This is a genomic window from Intestinibacillus sp. Marseille-P6563 (genome assembly GCF_900604335.1).
Lineage (GTDB): Bacteria > Bacillota > Clostridia > Oscillospirales > Butyricicoccaceae > Butyricicoccus_B.
Window position 1 is genome coordinate 23498 of sequence record NZ_UWOD01000003.1, and the last position, 15569, is coordinate 39066.

19 protein-coding genes and 1 pseudogene are annotated in these 15569 nt (G+C 45.9%); 11 read left to right on the forward strand and 9 right to left on the reverse strand.

All coding sequences use genetic code 11. From position 1 onward, the window contains the following. The first annotated feature begins 4 nt into the window (after positions 1-4). The 5 genes and pseudogenes from EFB11_RS15920 (at position 5) to EFB11_RS16965 (ending at position 3191) form a co-directional block, all read left to right on the forward strand. Positions 5-226 (forward strand): transposon-transfer assisting family protein, encoded by a 222-nt coding sequence (locus tag EFB11_RS15920; RefSeq protein WP_122791350.1) that lies wholly within the window; start codon positions 5-7, stop codon positions 224-226. A 385-nt stretch (positions 227-611) separates the two neighbouring features. Then, positions 612-1820 carry a hypothetical protein gene (locus EFB11_RS15925; protein ID WP_164706824.1) on the forward strand — a complete coding sequence of 403 codons (1209 nt, stop codon included), beginning with the start codon at positions 612-614 and terminating at the stop codon, positions 1818-1820. Beyond that, positions 1817-2392 carry a hypothetical protein gene (locus EFB11_RS15930; RefSeq protein ID WP_122791352.1) on the forward strand — a complete coding sequence of 192 codons (576 nt, stop codon included), beginning with the start codon at positions 1817-1819 and terminating at the stop codon, positions 2390-2392. The genes EFB11_RS15925 and EFB11_RS15930 overlap by 4 nt, the downstream gene beginning before the upstream one ends. A gap of 230 nt (positions 2393-2622) precedes the next feature. Then, positions 2623-2709: pseudogene (locus tag EFB11_RS17590) on the forward strand (transposase); the annotation flags it as partial. Positions 2710-2729: 20 nt separating this feature from the next. Further along, positions 2730-3191 (forward strand): DUF6076 domain-containing protein, encoded by a 462-nt coding sequence (locus EFB11_RS16965; RefSeq protein WP_164706821.1) that lies wholly within the window; start codon positions 2730-2732, stop codon positions 3189-3191. A gap of 117 nt (positions 3192-3308) precedes the next feature. Here EFB11_RS16965 and EFB11_RS15940 read toward each other — a convergent pair whose 3' ends face one another. The 5 genes from EFB11_RS15940 to EFB11_RS17595 all read right to left on the reverse strand — a co-directional run bounded on the left by EFB11_RS15940 (position 3309) and on the right by EFB11_RS17595 (position 6395). Beyond that, a complete protein-coding gene (locus tag EFB11_RS15940) occupies positions 3309-4151 on the reverse strand; it encodes a Fic family protein (protein ID WP_122791353.1) in 843 nt (280 codons plus the stop codon). Between the two features lie 31 nt (positions 4152-4182). Continuing rightward, entirely contained in the window at positions 4183-4455 is a 273-nt protein-coding gene (locus EFB11_RS15945) for a DUF5839 family protein (protein WP_122791354.1), read from the reverse strand. Between the two features lie 268 nt (positions 4456-4723). Continuing rightward, positions 4724-5257 carry a helix-turn-helix domain-containing protein gene (locus EFB11_RS15950; RefSeq protein ID WP_164706825.1) on the reverse strand — a complete coding sequence of 178 codons (534 nt, stop codon included), beginning with the start codon at positions 5255-5257 and terminating at the stop codon, positions 4724-4726. Positions 5258-5279: 22 nt separating this feature from the next. Then, a complete protein-coding gene (locus EFB11_RS16970) occupies positions 5280-5639 on the reverse strand; it encodes a hypothetical protein (protein WP_164706826.1) in 360 nt (119 codons plus the stop codon). A gap of 90 nt (positions 5640-5729) precedes the next feature. Then, a complete protein-coding gene (locus EFB11_RS17595; protein WP_442906888.1) occupies positions 5730-6395 on the reverse strand; it encodes a DUF1653 domain-containing protein in 666 nt (221 codons plus the stop codon). Between the two features lie 250 nt (positions 6396-6645). On the opposite strand from EFB11_RS17595, the gene EFB11_RS15960 reads away from it, so the two are divergent. Continuing rightward, positions 6646-7824 carry an IS110 family transposase gene (locus tag EFB11_RS15960; RefSeq protein ID WP_122791357.1) on the forward strand — a complete coding sequence of 393 codons (1179 nt, stop codon included), beginning with the start codon at positions 6646-6648 and terminating at the stop codon, positions 7822-7824. A 332-nt stretch (positions 7825-8156) separates the two neighbouring features. On the opposite strand, the gene EFB11_RS15965 is transcribed toward EFB11_RS15960, so the two are convergent. Beyond that, positions 8157-8378: a hypothetical protein gene (locus EFB11_RS15965; RefSeq protein ID WP_122791358.1), complete on the reverse strand. Its 222-nt coding sequence runs from the start codon at positions 8376-8378 to the stop codon at positions 8157-8159. A 15-nt stretch (positions 8379-8393) separates the two neighbouring features. Further along, positions 8394-8588: a hypothetical protein gene (locus EFB11_RS15970; RefSeq protein WP_122791359.1), complete on the reverse strand. Its 195-nt coding sequence runs from the start codon at positions 8586-8588 to the stop codon at positions 8394-8396. A 309-nt stretch (positions 8589-8897) separates the two neighbouring features. Between EFB11_RS15970 and EFB11_RS15975 the strand changes: the two genes are divergently transcribed. Further along, positions 8898-9542 (forward strand): recombinase family protein, encoded by a 645-nt coding sequence (locus tag EFB11_RS15975; protein WP_122791360.1) that lies wholly within the window; start codon positions 8898-8900, stop codon positions 9540-9542. A 202-nt stretch (positions 9543-9744) separates the two neighbouring features. Then, positions 9745-10143, forward strand: a complete 399-nt coding sequence (locus EFB11_RS15980) for a hypothetical protein (protein ID WP_122791361.1) — start codon at positions 9745-9747, stop codon at positions 10141-10143. A gap of 96 nt (positions 10144-10239) precedes the next feature. Here EFB11_RS15980 and tnpB read toward each other — a convergent pair whose 3' ends face one another. Both tnpB and tnpA read right to left on the reverse strand, forming a co-directional pair. Continuing rightward, positions 10240-11352 (reverse strand): IS200/IS605 family element RNA-guided endonuclease TnpB, encoded by a 1113-nt coding sequence (tnpB, locus tag EFB11_RS15985; protein ID WP_122791362.1) that lies wholly within the window; start codon positions 11350-11352, stop codon positions 10240-10242. Positions 11353-11364: 12 nt separating this feature from the next. Beyond that, positions 11365-11763, reverse strand: a complete 399-nt coding sequence (gene tnpA, locus EFB11_RS15990; protein WP_122791388.1) for an IS200/IS605 family transposase — start codon at positions 11761-11763, stop codon at positions 11365-11367. A 323-nt stretch (positions 11764-12086) separates the two neighbouring features. On the opposite strand from tnpA, the gene EFB11_RS15995 reads away from it, so the two are divergent. The 3 genes from EFB11_RS15995 (at position 12087) to EFB11_RS16010 (ending at position 15504) form a co-directional block, all read left to right on the forward strand. Further along, on the forward strand, positions 12087-12848 hold the full coding sequence (locus EFB11_RS15995; RefSeq protein ID WP_122791363.1) for a ParA family protein: 762 nt from the start codon (positions 12087-12089) through the stop codon (positions 12846-12848). 5 nt (positions 12849-12853) lie between these two features. After that, entirely contained in the window at positions 12854-13270 is a 417-nt protein-coding gene (locus tag EFB11_RS16000; RefSeq protein WP_122791364.1) for a hypothetical protein, read from the forward strand. Between the two features lie 1259 nt (positions 13271-14529). Beyond that, positions 14530-15504: a hypothetical protein gene (locus EFB11_RS16010; protein WP_122791365.1), complete on the forward strand. Its 975-nt coding sequence runs from the start codon at positions 14530-14532 to the stop codon at positions 15502-15504. The last annotated feature ends 65 nt before the right edge of the window (positions 15505-15569 follow it).

A 15569-nucleotide genomic window follows, 5' to 3' on the forward strand; every position in this document is an offset into this window, starting at 1 on the left:
AAAGATGAATAATATCCTAACTTTTGAGGAAACAAACCTGCTTTGTATCTACAATACTGGCAGTCGCACCGGGCTGATCGACGCTCTGACTGAGATGCGCGATGAGCTTTTGCCGGAGGAGGAAACCGAACTGCGGGAGCTGACGGACAGTGCCCTCTCCAAACTCCGGTCCATGACCGATGACGAGTTTGCTGCACTGGAATTGTATCCGGATTTCGATGAGTAAAGGCAATGTATAGTGGTTTACACACTCATCCATGGAGAAGAATAGTTAGTAACCAACCTTAGGTCTAAGCCGCCCACCCAAAATGGAATAGAAAACCCCCGGAGTTGCGACCTCCGGGGGTTTTTGTATCCTATGGATACTCTCATCATTTTTCCTATTGACATAATAGCATATCCTAAGTATCTTTTCAAGTCAGGTTCAAGTTTATTTCTATAAGAAAATCGTAAGATATGTATATATCGATTTTTATATGATTTGCACAAGTAGATGGAAATAATATCATGTATTTTCATATATTGACGTATTCTGTTTTTTTTGATTATAATGGAAATACAATAATTACTTCTATTTCAAGTTTTATTCTTAAATGGAAAGGAGCTTAACGATGACTAGTTTAAAAAGATTGCTAGGAAGCAGTATGGCATGTTGTATCATTTTGGCCTCTCTGATCTTTGCAAATGCAGTAGAAGAGACGAAATATGTTGCACAAATCGACCCCGTCCATGCAAGTCTGTCTGGACTTGCGGCCAACAGCACATCACAATTGGAACTGACCATCGAGCCACAAAATACACAATATGAGCATGGATCTTCCATTGACACAAAGGTTTCTGTGAAATGGGATTCGGAAAACTGGGACACAACTTTAGACGGAATTATATTGGTATATAATAACAACAACGATATCACGTTAATTGGTTCTGCTTGCGGATACAATGGGTCTTCAGAAATTGAAAGAAACTTTATCGGCATTGATTTTATGTATAATATCAATTCTGGTGAATGTATCGCTACTGCAAGTTATAACATTGGGGACCCCGATGAGACAACTGTGGAGTTTGGAAACAATGGAGTTATTTTCAATAACGCAATGAGTTTCCTCGCGGAAACCCTTGAAAAAGAGAGTGAAAAGCAAGAACGCATTTCTGAACAATCTCCAGAAGATGAACCAATTATGCCGGCGATTGATGATGGTTTGTACACATATTTCGTGCAAACCGACAACAACGCTACTGTAACCGTGAAAATGTGGGGCGCACGAGAACTTTTGGTTAGCGGATCGCGTGTGGCAAGCGCTTCTGTAAAAGGCAATCTCAACAACGCCAAACGAGTAATTTTGCAGGAAGAACCGAGTGCGTGGGCAGTGGCAGCTACCAATTGTAATATGCGATTTGGCGGTTCCACCGAGGTTCGATTCAGTAACAGTGAGATGAAGCCAAAGAGTGAATCGCAGAATATATCGTTTTCGATTCCTCTGCCCGCGGGACAGTCATATACTGTAAATTGGACAACAAGTTCTATCGATACGATTATGGGTAATAATGATAAAACGGTAGAATGGCAAGTTTGGGATGTCAATGGAATTGATGAACTTTTGAATACATCGTCAACATCTGGTGCCGGATTCCAAGATATGTTCTATTGTGTGCCCAGTTCGGTCCCGCCCGGAAGCTCTAAAAATTTTACATTAGCAGGAAGAGCTTATATTGGTTATCATCACCTTTATATAGACTCAACGGGACAGATGAACAACAAGACAAAATATTTTGAAGCCGCAGGAAGCACCACTTTGCGTCTAGTAAATCCGGCATGAAGAAGTATAAATACATCGTTGTTGTGTTTGCTTTTCTCTTGATTGGCGTATGGTTTGGGCACTCTCTTCCATTTTCCACACCAGATTATCAGAAAACTACCGAAATTTTTCTGAAATCCAGTGGTTGGGAACCGATTGAATCGGATTGGAAGGATAAAATTAACTGTATGACGCTGGATAATTTTTCTGGCGCATGGATTGCTGCGAAAGATTCGCTATACACTATTCCTGGATTTAGCGACCCCTTGAAAGATGCCTATGTTGAAATTGCTGGTAATTGGACGTCGGAACAAACTGGAGATGTGACATTTTATCAGCTATCGGTTCGAGATACAACGGGAATTCTTTCAGAAAATGAAAACACAGCAATTCAATGTATGATTGCGTATTATCAGGATCAGATTGCTATGGCAAGAATCTATCTGGATATCAATACAGGATCCGTGACGAAAGAATTTTATCAATCGTCTTTCGTGAACGGATGGCCTGTTACCGTAGATCGGACACAAATCAAAGCAGCAATTCACGAACTTGAACAATACAGCGTTAGTCTGAACCAGAGTCATGCTTAAATGAAAAGTAAATGATAAAAATCCCTGCCTGACGGCAGGGGTTTTTTTATCATTTTGGTGGTTAAGAACATACCGGCGAACAGTAGAACTCGGTTCGGTTTTCTTTTCCATCTTCCAGCTTGCAGTAAACGAAGGCACGAGAAAACTCCGAATAGATCGCAGTGGTGCAGTCCTCCCCATATTGCGCCTTAGCGGCCTCAGCAAGAGTGTCAAAGCTTTGGCCGAGGAAAGTGTGGGTCGGCGAAAATGAGAGCGCCAAGTTCTGGACAACCGTACTACATGGCCTGAAAAACCGGGGCGTAGAGAATATTTATGTGATTTTTCTGGTTCACTGCCTATGCCGTGTGATTTTCTCCAGCATCCGATGTGGAAAGACCACGATTATGCACTTACGCAGGTATTTTATCCTCAAACACCAATAGAAATCGGAGATTATTTCCTTTCTCTGTTTTTACAGGAGGATGTAAGATTTAAAATCTGCAAAAACTGTGGCCGCTATTTCGCAGTCATGGGAAAATCTAAACGTGAATATTGCACGCGCATTGTTGAAAATTCCCGCACATTGCGAACCTGCATGAATATTGGTGCAGCCCGGTTATATAACAGCACTCGTGCTCAGCATCCAGCAAGGAAAGCCTATATGAAGGTATATAAGACACTCAATTCCCGTATGAGAGCCAACCGTATGACCAAGGAAGCATTCACCTTGTGGTCCGCAGAGGCGCGTAAAAAGCGAGATGATTGTATTGCTGAACGTATTACATTAGAACAGTTTCAGGAATGGCTGAGTTCACATTAAAAATATTTTTTAAATAGACAACGCCCGACACAGAATTATAAGGTTCTGTGTCGGGCGTTATTGCACATGAAGCATATAATGTACAAGATGTACAAGAAGTATGCACATGAAGTAAAGTTAGCGTTCCGTATTTTTGTCTTTGGATCGGGAGTAGTCGTGTGTCTGACTTGCAGAAAGTGAAGCTTCTTTGAGGATATCAGCCATTCGCTTCTTCTCAGGTTTTGAACGCTCTAAAGACGGGGTCCAGGTTTTCTCAAGCTGCCTCTGAAGATAAGAAACTAAAGGAGAAAGCTCCTGTTCCCGATCAAACGCTTCCAAGGCTGCATAATAAGATTTTCGATCTTGCTCATGTATGACGATGGGCGGGTGTTCATGCAGGATCAAAAAGTAATTCATCAGCAATCGACCGGTGCGGCCATTTCCATCGGCAAACGGATGAATGTTCTCAAACTTTGCATGAAAATAGGCCGCTGCCATCAGGGCGTTTTTATTGTCTACGTCCTGCAATTCATCTAGCAGTTCATCCATTTCTTCGGCCACATCAGAAGCCGGAGCACCGGTTTCATCTCGGCCTGTTACATAATCTCTATGCTTATATTCACCTGGACGCTCCCCGAGTTGATATCTTCTGGTATCATAGGTGTTTTTGGTCAGTCGCTTTTGTATCTGCTTTACAAAATCTTCGGTCAAAGGCATTCTTTGATCGAAAGCCGTTAAAATTGCCTCAAATGCCTCTTTTGAATTGCGGATTTCAAATAATGTTCGCAAATCCCCTGTATAACTCGTTACGGTATCGTTGGTAAAAATCTCTCGTGTATCATAGTAGGTGATGCTATCGTTTTCGATTTTTCCAGAGTGATAGGCAAAATGGATACCGTATGAACTTAATATAGCGGACAGCTCATTTGCATTTTGTATTCGCTGATTTTTCCACCAGTCACAGATTTTCGAGTATTCCATTTGAATCCCTTCTTGCCTCTTTTATCGACTTTTACAACTTTTTTAAGAAGTTCTTTTTTAGCTTACACAGCACCGGTTTATAGGTACGGTTGGTTTCTTCGATCTCCTCGCGGAACACTTCCATCACCAGCACCACTTCCCTATGGTCGTGAACACGTACCATGACCAGATCGCCGGGTTTGATACGGGAGCGGCGCAGCGCCTTGGGGATATGCCAGCAATAACACGCCTTGGGGTTGAGAATATACTGCCCATTGCGTTTGCGAAAATGGCAGGCCCGTATGGTATTGGCTGATTTTTTCATCCTCATCCTCTGCTTTCTTTGAATCGGTTCACACTTGACAAATACGGGGGTTTTGAGTATAATAAATACCAATAAACGGCGGCCTGGGCTAGAGGCGGTCGTTCCTGTTTCGATTTTAGGTCGATGAAACGCCGCTCTCTTAACTGGGGGCGGTTATTTTTTTATTATATCATATCGTCCTTGCCATGTCATAAGTTTTTACGATTTACCCAGATCATACTACCACAAGGCCCGGAGCAGAATTATAGATTCTGTACCAGGCCTTGTCTTATAATTTGACATCTTCCGAATAAGCCTGGGCTCGTTTAATCCATTGATTAAACACCTCATAATCAATATACGATGCTTCTAGCTTCCGACGCATATCTTGGAAGTCTTCCAGAAACAAACACAAAGGATTGTTTGCATTGGCTATGGGGTCATTTCCCTTAAATTTTATAGAACAGGACCATTCCTTACTGTGAGGTGTACGCTGTACATCGATTTCAAAACGGATATTTTCTTTCTTATTCAATCTATAAAGCACTGAAATGAAATCCGAAAGACTTCCCATTTCAGCGTCAGCGTCCTGATAGCCCATCAGTTTTTCTGGAGATGTATTTAAAATATTTGCGATGGAAGTAACCATCCCAATGGACGGCTCGATTTCACCGCTTTCGTATTTTTGAACCGTACGCATTGTCTTGTTTAGACGTTGGGCTAGTTCTGATTGGCTTAAATGTGCTGCCTTGCGCGCTGCCTTAATTCTTTTACCGATTTCATTGGTTTTTAACTCAGATTCCTGATATATATTATGCAGCATTTCTATCATTCCTTTAATAGTTTCATGGTTCTACACCAAGCAATTCTTCCAAGGATGGAAGTCCAAGGGAGTGTCGTATTAACAATCTAAGATAGATCGGGCAGCCTCCACGTGCTTCCCAGTTTTGCACGGTTCGGCATGGGATAGCAAAGCGATCGGCAAATTTCTTTTGAGAAAGACCAGAGATTGCACGCAGCGAGCTAATCGGACACCTGATCTCGTTGTACAAATCTTGCAACACCCCTGTACTATGATCAAGATCTCCAGGGTCAAATCCCTTGATGTTATTACACTCCGGCCTTAATAGCCAGCGTGCACGGAAAATATCAAACGGCAATTCATCAGCAGACCGAACAAACTCAGAATAAGTCGCATATGTCATGATATTTCTCCTTTTACAATAAGAAGCGTTCTTTTCTCTATTTAACGCTTTTATCGTATTACCTATCAGAGTATATGTCAAGATACATAGTCATTCCTTTTTGTGTTCGTCTATTTTCCCAGTCCAGCCGCAGGAACAGTGAAAAACATCCCCATGCCCTTCATTGTCGCAGATTGCGCCGCAGCGCGGGCATTTCACATCCGCAAACATCAATTCCGGTGGTGGCGTTTCCACTTTTTCAAAGCGGTATTGCTGCGTCACGTCCGGGTATTTCTCCCGGTCCACCTCACTGGCAAACATGTCATAGGGCCGGACATAATACCCAAAATCGCCGTACAACGCTTGATACACGACCATCTTTTCGCCGGTTTCGGTATGCGTCGCGATATGCGCCACTCTGTACATATTTCCTTTGAAATGCCGGTAAAGGCCAGGTGTGATCTTTCGCATGGTTAAGCCGCTTCTACGGGGTCTCAGAGTCAATGCGGGTTCTCGGAGCCAATTCCGCCACCCGTCAGACCCTTTCCTCAAAATCCCACACTCGCATTCCGAATTTCTCGTGCAATCCCCACATTCAAACAGACTGTAAAGGAAGCTTCCAAGTTCATCGTCGTTCATTTTTCGGATTATATCCCCACGTGACGGTGTTTCATGCTCGCATGGCCCAAATCCGCAAACATTCGCTTCGCTTTCGTCTCCTCCATACCGGCAAAGGCCATTGCCGCGATAGTAGATACAAGGCATTTCAAGACTCATTGTTGTTCTCCTTGTATTATAGAGTAGTAGTTTTTAAGGCCCCTCTCCAAGGGCTGTGCTACACTGTAAGGGATGCTGTGGATTGGTGCGATTCTCCTACCACAAGATGGTTCCTGAAAGGTTCCAACCACAGCCCTTTGCAGTTTTGTTAATCAGTTAAATACCGCCAGACGGTTTATGTGGAACAAGGTTACAAAAGCAAAGTGTTCTGTGGAACAGCATTACAAATTTACCGTTGGAGGTTTTAGAAATGGTAGTTTCTGTTGGTATTGATGTGGCAAAGGACAAGCACGACTGCTTTATTCAGAGTTCGGAGGGTGAAGTGCTTGCAGATGTGTTTACCATTTCCAACAATATGGATGGATTTCACACACTGCTGGAGAAAATCCAGGCCTGCACCGCATCCCAGGACAAAATAAAGGTAGGGCTTGAGGCTACGGGACATTACAGCTACAATCTGCTTGGATTTCTTCTTGACAACGGTCTGGCCACCTATGTCTTGAATCCCTTACGCACGAACCTCTACCGGAAAAGTCTCAGCCTGCGAAAGACCAAGACCGACCATGTAGATGCTCGAACCATTGCTGCTATGCTGTTATCCGATGTGGGCCTCAAACCCTACACGAATACAGCATATCACAATGAGGAACTAAAGTCACTCACCAGATACCGTTTTGACAAGGTAAAAGAACGAGCAAAACTGAAAAGCTCAATTTCCAGACTGGTTTGCATTCTCTTCCCTGAACTGGAGAAGCTGGTGTCCTCTCTCCATTTGGCGACTGTCTATGCTCTGCTGGAAGAGTTTCCAGGTGCCAAACAGATTGCCAAGGCACACCTGACAAGGCTCAAATCCCTTCTGGAGAATGCCTCCAAAGGACGCTATAAGCGGGATATGGCTGTGGCAGTTCGGGATGCGGCACGAAACTCCATTGGTTCTAAAATGCCTGCCAAGTCCTTGGCGTTACAGCACACCATCCGTCTCATCCAGGAATTAGATACCGAGATTGACGAGATTGAAGCAGAAATTGAGGCCATGATGGAGGAAATCCATTCTCCCATCACCACCATTCCAGGTATTGGCTGCCGCATGGGTGCCATGATCCTGGCAGAGGTTGGGGATCTCTCTCGCTTCGACTCCTCAGACAAGCTGTTGGCTTATGCCGGAATGTCACCGTCTACTTACCAATCCGGACAGCTCAAAAATTGCTACCCGCACATGGAGAAACGAGGTTCCCGATACTTACGCTACGCTCTTTACAATACTACTAAGTATGTCTGTCTTTGGAATCCAACCTTTGCCGCCTATCTCGCTAAAAAGAGGGCCGAGGGTAAGCACTACAATGTTGCCATCTCCCACGCTGCCAAGAAGCTGGTGCGGCTTATCTTTGCCATGGAGAAATCCAAGCAACCCTATCGCTCAGCAGCCTGAGTGACACCACTTGAATAGCCGCCCAGTAGGGGTCTGACAAGACCTCAGCTTTGCTATGCCCTTTTTGAACCATCTCCGGTTGACCACCACTTGACCACCACCATTCATTTTAGGGGTTGACTTTTAATAGTTAATCTTTCAGCATAGTGTAGTGTTCTTCCATCAAAGGTATGTCTTGACTTCGTATTCGTACAGATATGTGATCGGCATACCGGTCACTTGCTCGGCTTTGAGCCGCAGCTTTTCATAGGCATAGTCCTCATCGACCTTGGCGCGCATCCATTTCTGCGCCAGTTCATCAGTCAGGGGCAGGGCCGCGACGGTGTTTTTCTTTACTTTTTGCTATGGTGACGCATCCACTCGTCAAAATCTCGCCGGTGACGACAGTATGAAATCACATTGTGGCCTGCCGTTGTGTTACGCACCCACACCCGAATTGCTGCCTGCACAGCGACACCAAATACGTAGATCACCAAGATCAGCAGCACCAATGCGCCGATAGCCATACTAATACCATTCAGCAGGAGCAGTATAGGGTTAATCCGTTCGATCATCCTCCACCCCCTCCCTTAAAGCCTATCCTCATCAGCCCACGGAAGTTCTTTTCCGTTTTTGTAGCACCAGCCCTTGTTTTCGTCAAAATGGATATATTCCGGATGCTTGATCTCGTGAGCAAGCTCACAGACGACGTTGTCATCGGAAAAGAAAAACTTTCCATCTTCTTGACTGATACAATAACCGTTGCCGTTGTAGATAATTTTCATTTTGTTTTCCTCCTTGCTGCATGTAACCCTCTTTCCTATGTTTATTATATCATTAAATAGAGTATACGTCAATAGAGTATATAATATAACTTTAAATAATATGTACCCCGATACTACAACACCAGGGAGGCCCGTTTCATAAACACATTGATCTGTATGGTATTAAAATGTATACATTTTAATATATAAGACTTTTCCTCTTATAAAAATATCAAAATCTATACATTATTCTTTTTAAGATAGCTTATTTCTTATCTTTACATTTTGATACCTTTGCCGTACAATAAATCCAGCAAAGGGGGATTTCACATGGCAGTTTATGGTTATCACCGCACCAGCACCACCGAGCAGCACCTGGATCGCGGCGTCCGGGCGATTCGGGAGTTTTGCGCCGCGCGGGGTTGGGAGCTGGCCGACCTATATACCGACCAGCAGACCGGCCGCCACTTCGACCGGCCGGAATACCGGTTTATGCGCCGCCGCCTGCTGCCGGGAGATGTGCTCATTTTATCCGAGCTCGACCGCCTAGGCCGCAACAAGGAAGATACCTTAAAAGAGCTGCGGTATTTTCAGGAGCGCGGGGTGCGGGTGATGATTTTGGAAATCCCGACCACCCTATTGGACGATTCGGCGCTTGATGACCAGATGGCCAACCTCATCTTGCAGACGGTCAATCAGATGCTGATTGAAATGTATGCCGTGTTTGCCCAGGCCGAAATGGAAAAACGGGAAAAGCGTCAGCGGGAAGGCATCGAAGCGATGAAGGCCCGCGGCGATTGGGCACGGTATGGCCGGCCGCGCAAGCTGGACCTTGCCACTTTTGGCGAGGCATACGAAAAAGTAAAGGCCGGTCAGATACGCCCGACTGACTGCATACGGCAGCTTGGACTTACCAAACCGACCTATTACCGATATAAAAAGGAATGGACACAACTACAAAAATCGTCTCTTTAAATTTGTAGCCACAAAATACAAAGACCTTCTGCGTTATACAGAAGGTCTTTTATTATTGCACACGATGTACACGAAGTATAAGAAGTACAAGATTTTTCTTGTAAAATGCTCCCACCTCTATTGACACACACGATGCACACGATGTACAATAAGTACAAGAAGTATAAGAAGTATAAATTTGTCTGTTTGGGAGGGTAAACATATGCAAACCAAAAATCAACAGACCATTACCTCTTTTGAGGCGTCGCCGCTCGGTGAGCTACGCCGTCACTTACGGGACACACTGGCAATGTATGGCGTACATCAATCAAATGATCTTCCCGATTCACTCAGATCCTTGCACTCAGCATGGATTTGGGAGGATGCCCCGGAGATGCAGTATTCGATTGATATCGATACCGTGTTCCGCATCGCGGACTACATTGGTATTCACCCACAAGAGTTGCTATTCGGAAACCCGAAAGGTGAGTCGCTGCGGGCGTTGGCTAAAAAGATGGAGCAGGCCACCCAAGGCAAAGCATGTGTCACTGGTTTGAGCAAATCGGGCCTATGCGGAGCTGCTCAGTATTGTAATGCACCTTTTGACACTCCCCATGCCTAAAGGCAGGGGATTCTCGGTTCAGCGACCGTTGCCCAAATGGGTCTTACATAGTCTCCCCGAGCGTAACTTCGGGCGTGTCCCACCCTAGTATGTAGGTCACGCCAACAGGCGCAGACCTTCTTTTAAGATGTTTACAGCAGCGTTGCGATCACGGTCATGCACCGTGCCACACACTGGGCAAGTCCATTCCCGAATAGACAAATCTTTTGTGCCAGACCATTGAGCACCGCAAGCGGAACATATCTGCGAGGATGGATAGAATCGGTCTACCGTGACAACCACTTTTCCATACCACTTTGCTTTATACTCCAACTGTCGCCGGAACTCACCCCAACTTGCATCAGAGATAGATCGGGCCAGATTGTGGTTGCGCAGCATGTTCTTTGGAGCCAAGTCCTCAATGGCAATCAGGTCATAATTCCTGACCAGTTTCGTGGACAGTTTGTGCATGGTGTCATTCCGTTGATTGAATATCTTCTCGTGGAGCCGTGCTACTTTAACCCGTGCTTTCTCCCAGCGATCGCTCCCCTTTGTTTTTCGGGAGAGCTGCCGCTGGAGACGGGCAAGTTTCTTCTGGCTCTTACGCAGATAGCGATGTTTCGGATGTTCCACCCCATCGGAAGTGATTGCGAATGATTTAAGGCCCATGTCAAGACCAACAACGGCACCAGTAGAGGGCAATGGCTCCATCTCTACATCGGTACAGCAGATAGCAACGAAGTATTTCCCGCTGGGATTCTGAGATACAGTAGCGGAAAGGATACGACCCTTAACCTCTTTGGAAATGCGGCATTTCACAAGGCCGAGTTTCGGGAGCTGGATACACTTCTCGACTATTTTGATATTGGCACCGACACACTTGCTTTTATAAGAATTCCGGCGGTTCTTCTTGCTCTTAAACTTCGGGTATCCGGGTTTCTCGCCTTTTTTCACTCGGCGAAAAAAGTTCTGGAATCCAGTATCAAGGTCACGGATGGAGGATTGCAGGGCGGTGGCATCTATTTCTTTCAGCCAGGGAAGTGCTTTTTTCAGAGAGGTCATGTCTCTGGCGCACGCATAGTAGTTCATAGTGTGTCCGTCCAGTTCATAGACCGCTTTGCGCTGGGCAAGGTAATGGTTCCAGACAAAACGGCAGCAGCCGAAAGTACGCTGGATCTGATGTTCCTGCGCGCGGGTGGGATACAAACGGAACTTATATGAATACTCCATTTTCCCACCTCCCTACACAGTTTTCTGGTTCTCGATGTATTTCTTGATTGCGGACAGCGACGCGCCGCCAACGGATGAGACAAAGTACGAGTTCGTCCACAAAGACGGAATCCGTGACCGCAGCCATGGGAATTCTTCCCGCAGGATTCGGGATGTTGACCCTTTGATTAACTTGACGGCCCTGTGAATGCCGAACTGAGGGTCTACCTCAATCAGCAAATGCACATGGTCTGGCATGACTTCCATCTCGATGAGTTCAAAACCGTGTTCAGCACAAACAAGCTGAACCAGTGATTTTATCCGAGTATCGACCCCATCGACCAAGACCTTACGGCGGTATTTTGGACACCACACCACATGGTATTTGCACGAATAGACCACATTGCAATTACTTTTGTATTTCATAGATATATTATACAACAATCAGTTATCTAATACAATAGAAAGGGGAGACCGCTTATATCCCCATACCTGAAGGAAGGGGTTTTACGCCACTATTTGATAAATGTTGTATTGCCTGCCCCTCTCCCTGTAACGGTCGCTGCGGCTGGCTGGAAGATGCACCGTAACGCATCCTCGTGAGTGTGATACACATGAAGTACACAAAGTTTGCACATGAAGCATAAGAAGTACAAGGCTTTGTCGAATCATATGTGCAAACTTTTCTTGACGCACAACATGCACAAGAAGTATAATAAGTATATGAAGTACAATATGTACAAAAAGGAGAAATCATGAAAGTATATGTGATCGCAAATCAAAAGGGAGGCATTGGCAAAACCACAACTGCTACCGCCCTGGCATCCATCCTGGCAGAAAGAGGCTATCGCACCTTATTCATTGATGCGGACAAACAAGGTAACAGCTCAGATACCTACCGCGCCGACATTGAGGGCGTTCCAACCCTGTATGATGTATTGCTAGACGATGATCGCATTCCTTTGGCCGACGCTATCCAGGCCACGCTCTGCGGCGATATTGTGGCATCCGACCCCCTGCTGCGCAAAGCCGATAAAATTTTATACGATGACGTCGAAGGGCTGTACCGCTTGCAGGACGCCCTCCAAAACTTGAAGGGCTACGACTATGTGGTGATTGATACCAACCCGTCCATTGACGCCATGCTCAAAAGCTGTCTGATCGCTTGTGATGAGGTCATCATCCCGATCACAGCTGACCGCTATGCCCTGCAAGGTCTTTCCCAGCTCCATGAGATGATCCAGGCTATCAAGCGTCGGCAAAATCCTAATCTGAAAATCGCCGGACTGCTGCTGGTTAAATACGACCGCCGTACCAATTTGAGCAAGGAAGTCAAGGAATCTCTGGAACGACTAGTAGATCATCTGGACACTCGCCTATTCCATACTAAAATCCGTGAGAGTATCCGCGCGCGTGAAGCGCAAGCCAAGCGCCTAATGTTGATTCAATATCAGAAAAATTGCACTACTGCTGCAGACTATGAGCATTTTGTCGATGAGCTTTTGAAGGGAGAATAAAATTTATGGCTAGAAAACGTTCCAGTTCCTTTGGAGCGGATGAGGGATTATTCGACAACTTTAGTTCCCAGCCCACACAACAAGTACAAGATCAGCCTCATACACACGAGGTACACGAAGCATATGAAGTGGCGGGAAAAGATATTGTACCTCCTGTGCATATGGCACAAGAAGTACACCAAGTAAAAAAGAGGCTGCCCGGACGGAAGCTGGGCAGCACCCAGGGCAAGAAGGGGCAAAAGCTGCCCCGCATCAACGTGGCGTTCTCAGATGAGAATCATGCGTATCTTACATATATAAGTCGTCGTCGCGGCCTTTCGGCAACGGCATATGTCAACCTTCTTATCGAGGAAGATCGTAGGAAAAAGGATAACGCTGAAATATGGAGTCAATATCTCAGGAGTGAATATTTCATATTGTAGATAATGTCGAAGTGGTTTTCAAATCTGTTTTCAATCCAGCAACAGAAACTGTAACGATGTATCGAAAACCTTCCGGCTCTCCAGATTCTGAATATGTCCTTTATTATGAAACCCCAGAACCTTCTACTTCTGTAACTCCAAGAAAATGGATGACCGATTATCGGCACGTAACTGAACAAGTTTGTAAACCTGTTTCAGCTTGATGTACACGAAGTACAGGACACACATGATGTACAACAGGTATAACAGGTATAACAGACACAAGATGCAGCAGGGAGATTGTAATCCTCATAAAGATCCCGCATGAATCTTTCGCCATGTGACTATACTTGTACTAGCCGCTGATTCATGCTATTATATCAGTAGGCAAAACGATAGTAGTGTCCTTGTTGGCACGCAAAAACCCCTGGTGTAGCCGCACCAGGGGTTTTCTATTCCGTTTTGGGTAAGTAGCTCCGCGCAGCCGAGAAACAGAAACACGAAGTACAAGACACACACGATGTACAACAAGTACAATATGTACAAGATGCGGTAGGGAGATTGTAATCCTCATAAAGATCCCGCATAAATCTTTCGCCATAAGGCTATACTTGCAATAGCCACTGATCTATGCTATTATATCAGTAGGCAAAATGATGAGAGTGTCCATAGGGCACAAAAACCCCCAGTGGTGCAACACTGGGGGTTTTCTATTCCGTTTGGGGTGGGTGGCTTAGGCCCAAGGCTGGCTACCAACTATTCTTCTCCATCCAGCCATTTGCAAATGTAATAGGCGATTATACTTGCCGCAACAGAGAGAAAAAATGATGAGAATATATCCATAGAGCACACCCCCTTCCTCTACCTGGTGTGGGGGCGGTAGCTCATTTAGTATAACAAGAAAGCTATTACTGTGCAACTATGCGCCTTCACTGTTGGAATTGCAATCGCGGATGAGCGAGCAGCTCTGCGCAGCCGAGAACCAGAAACATGAAGCACAAGACCCACATGATGTACAATAGGTACAAGATGCAACAGGGAGGTTGTAATCCTCATAACTATACTTGAAACAGTCAATAATCTGTGCTATTCTATCAGTAGGCAAAACGATGAGAGTATCCATAGGATACAAAACCCCCGGAGGTCGCAACTCCGGGGGTTCTCTATTCCGTTTTGGGTGAGCAGCTCCGCGCGGCCGAGAAACAGAAACACGAAGTACAGGACACACATGATGTACAACAGGTACAACAGACACAGGATGTAGCAGGGAGGGACATCAGATGAAAAAGGGAAAACTGATTGTAAGCACAGCGCTGGCATTTGCCCTGGCGGCCGGGATGGCGGCCGGAGCCGTCGATCAGACCGCGAAAGCGACCACCAGCAAAGTGTTGGTGGACGGCAAGGAGATTTCCTTCACGGCCTACGAGATCAATGACTACAACTATTTCAAGCTGCGCGATATCGCAGCGGCAGTAAACGGCTCTGCCAAGCAGTTTGCAGTCGGCTGGGATGCAGCAGCGAATGCGATCAGCCTGACCAGCAGCACAGCTTATACGCCCGCAGGCGGCGAACTGGAACCGCCGGCAAGCATGGAGAATGCAGCGGCCAAGGAAACCAACAGCGCGGTTTCCCTGGATGGCGCGGCACAGGACTTCGACGCCTACGAGATCAACGACTATAACTATTTCAAGCTGCGTGACGTATGTGCAGCCCTGGATATCGAGGTCGGCTGGGATGCGGCAACGCAGACGATCACCCTGACAACCACCGGCGCAGCCGAGGACGAAGGGGAGCAGCCGACAGAGGAACCCCCGGTTTTGGAACCGACCGCTAGTGGCCACATTCTTAGCCCCGCCATTGACCAGCCGATCGTGCGGCCAGAGGGCGAGAATGTTCAGGATGTGAAGGTTTACGGAAAAGTCTATAAGGGTATGACTCTGATTGCAGGTGCACAGTTAGAGTTCTACGCAGATAAGGAAGCTACTCAGCTTATCGGCACGGCTACGAGCGATGAGAATGGGGAGTATGAGCTGATGCTCCCATTAGACATGACGCTTGATCCGTTTCATATCGGAAAATATAAAGGTCAAATCTGGGTGGAAGCCTATTGGGTAGATGCCCAAGGAAATAAGTATTCAAATGTTGCAAATGCTGCGAAATATAGCTCATTAGGAACTTTCTACGAGTCCAGTATTGAAGCCCGTGGTGGTATTGCAAGTTCAGTTTGGTTGTTGAGCAGCCCCACCAACTGGTAAGCACAAGTAAAAGCAAACGCCGACATGAATTTCATGTCGGCGTTTTTATATCGATCAGAAAAGCA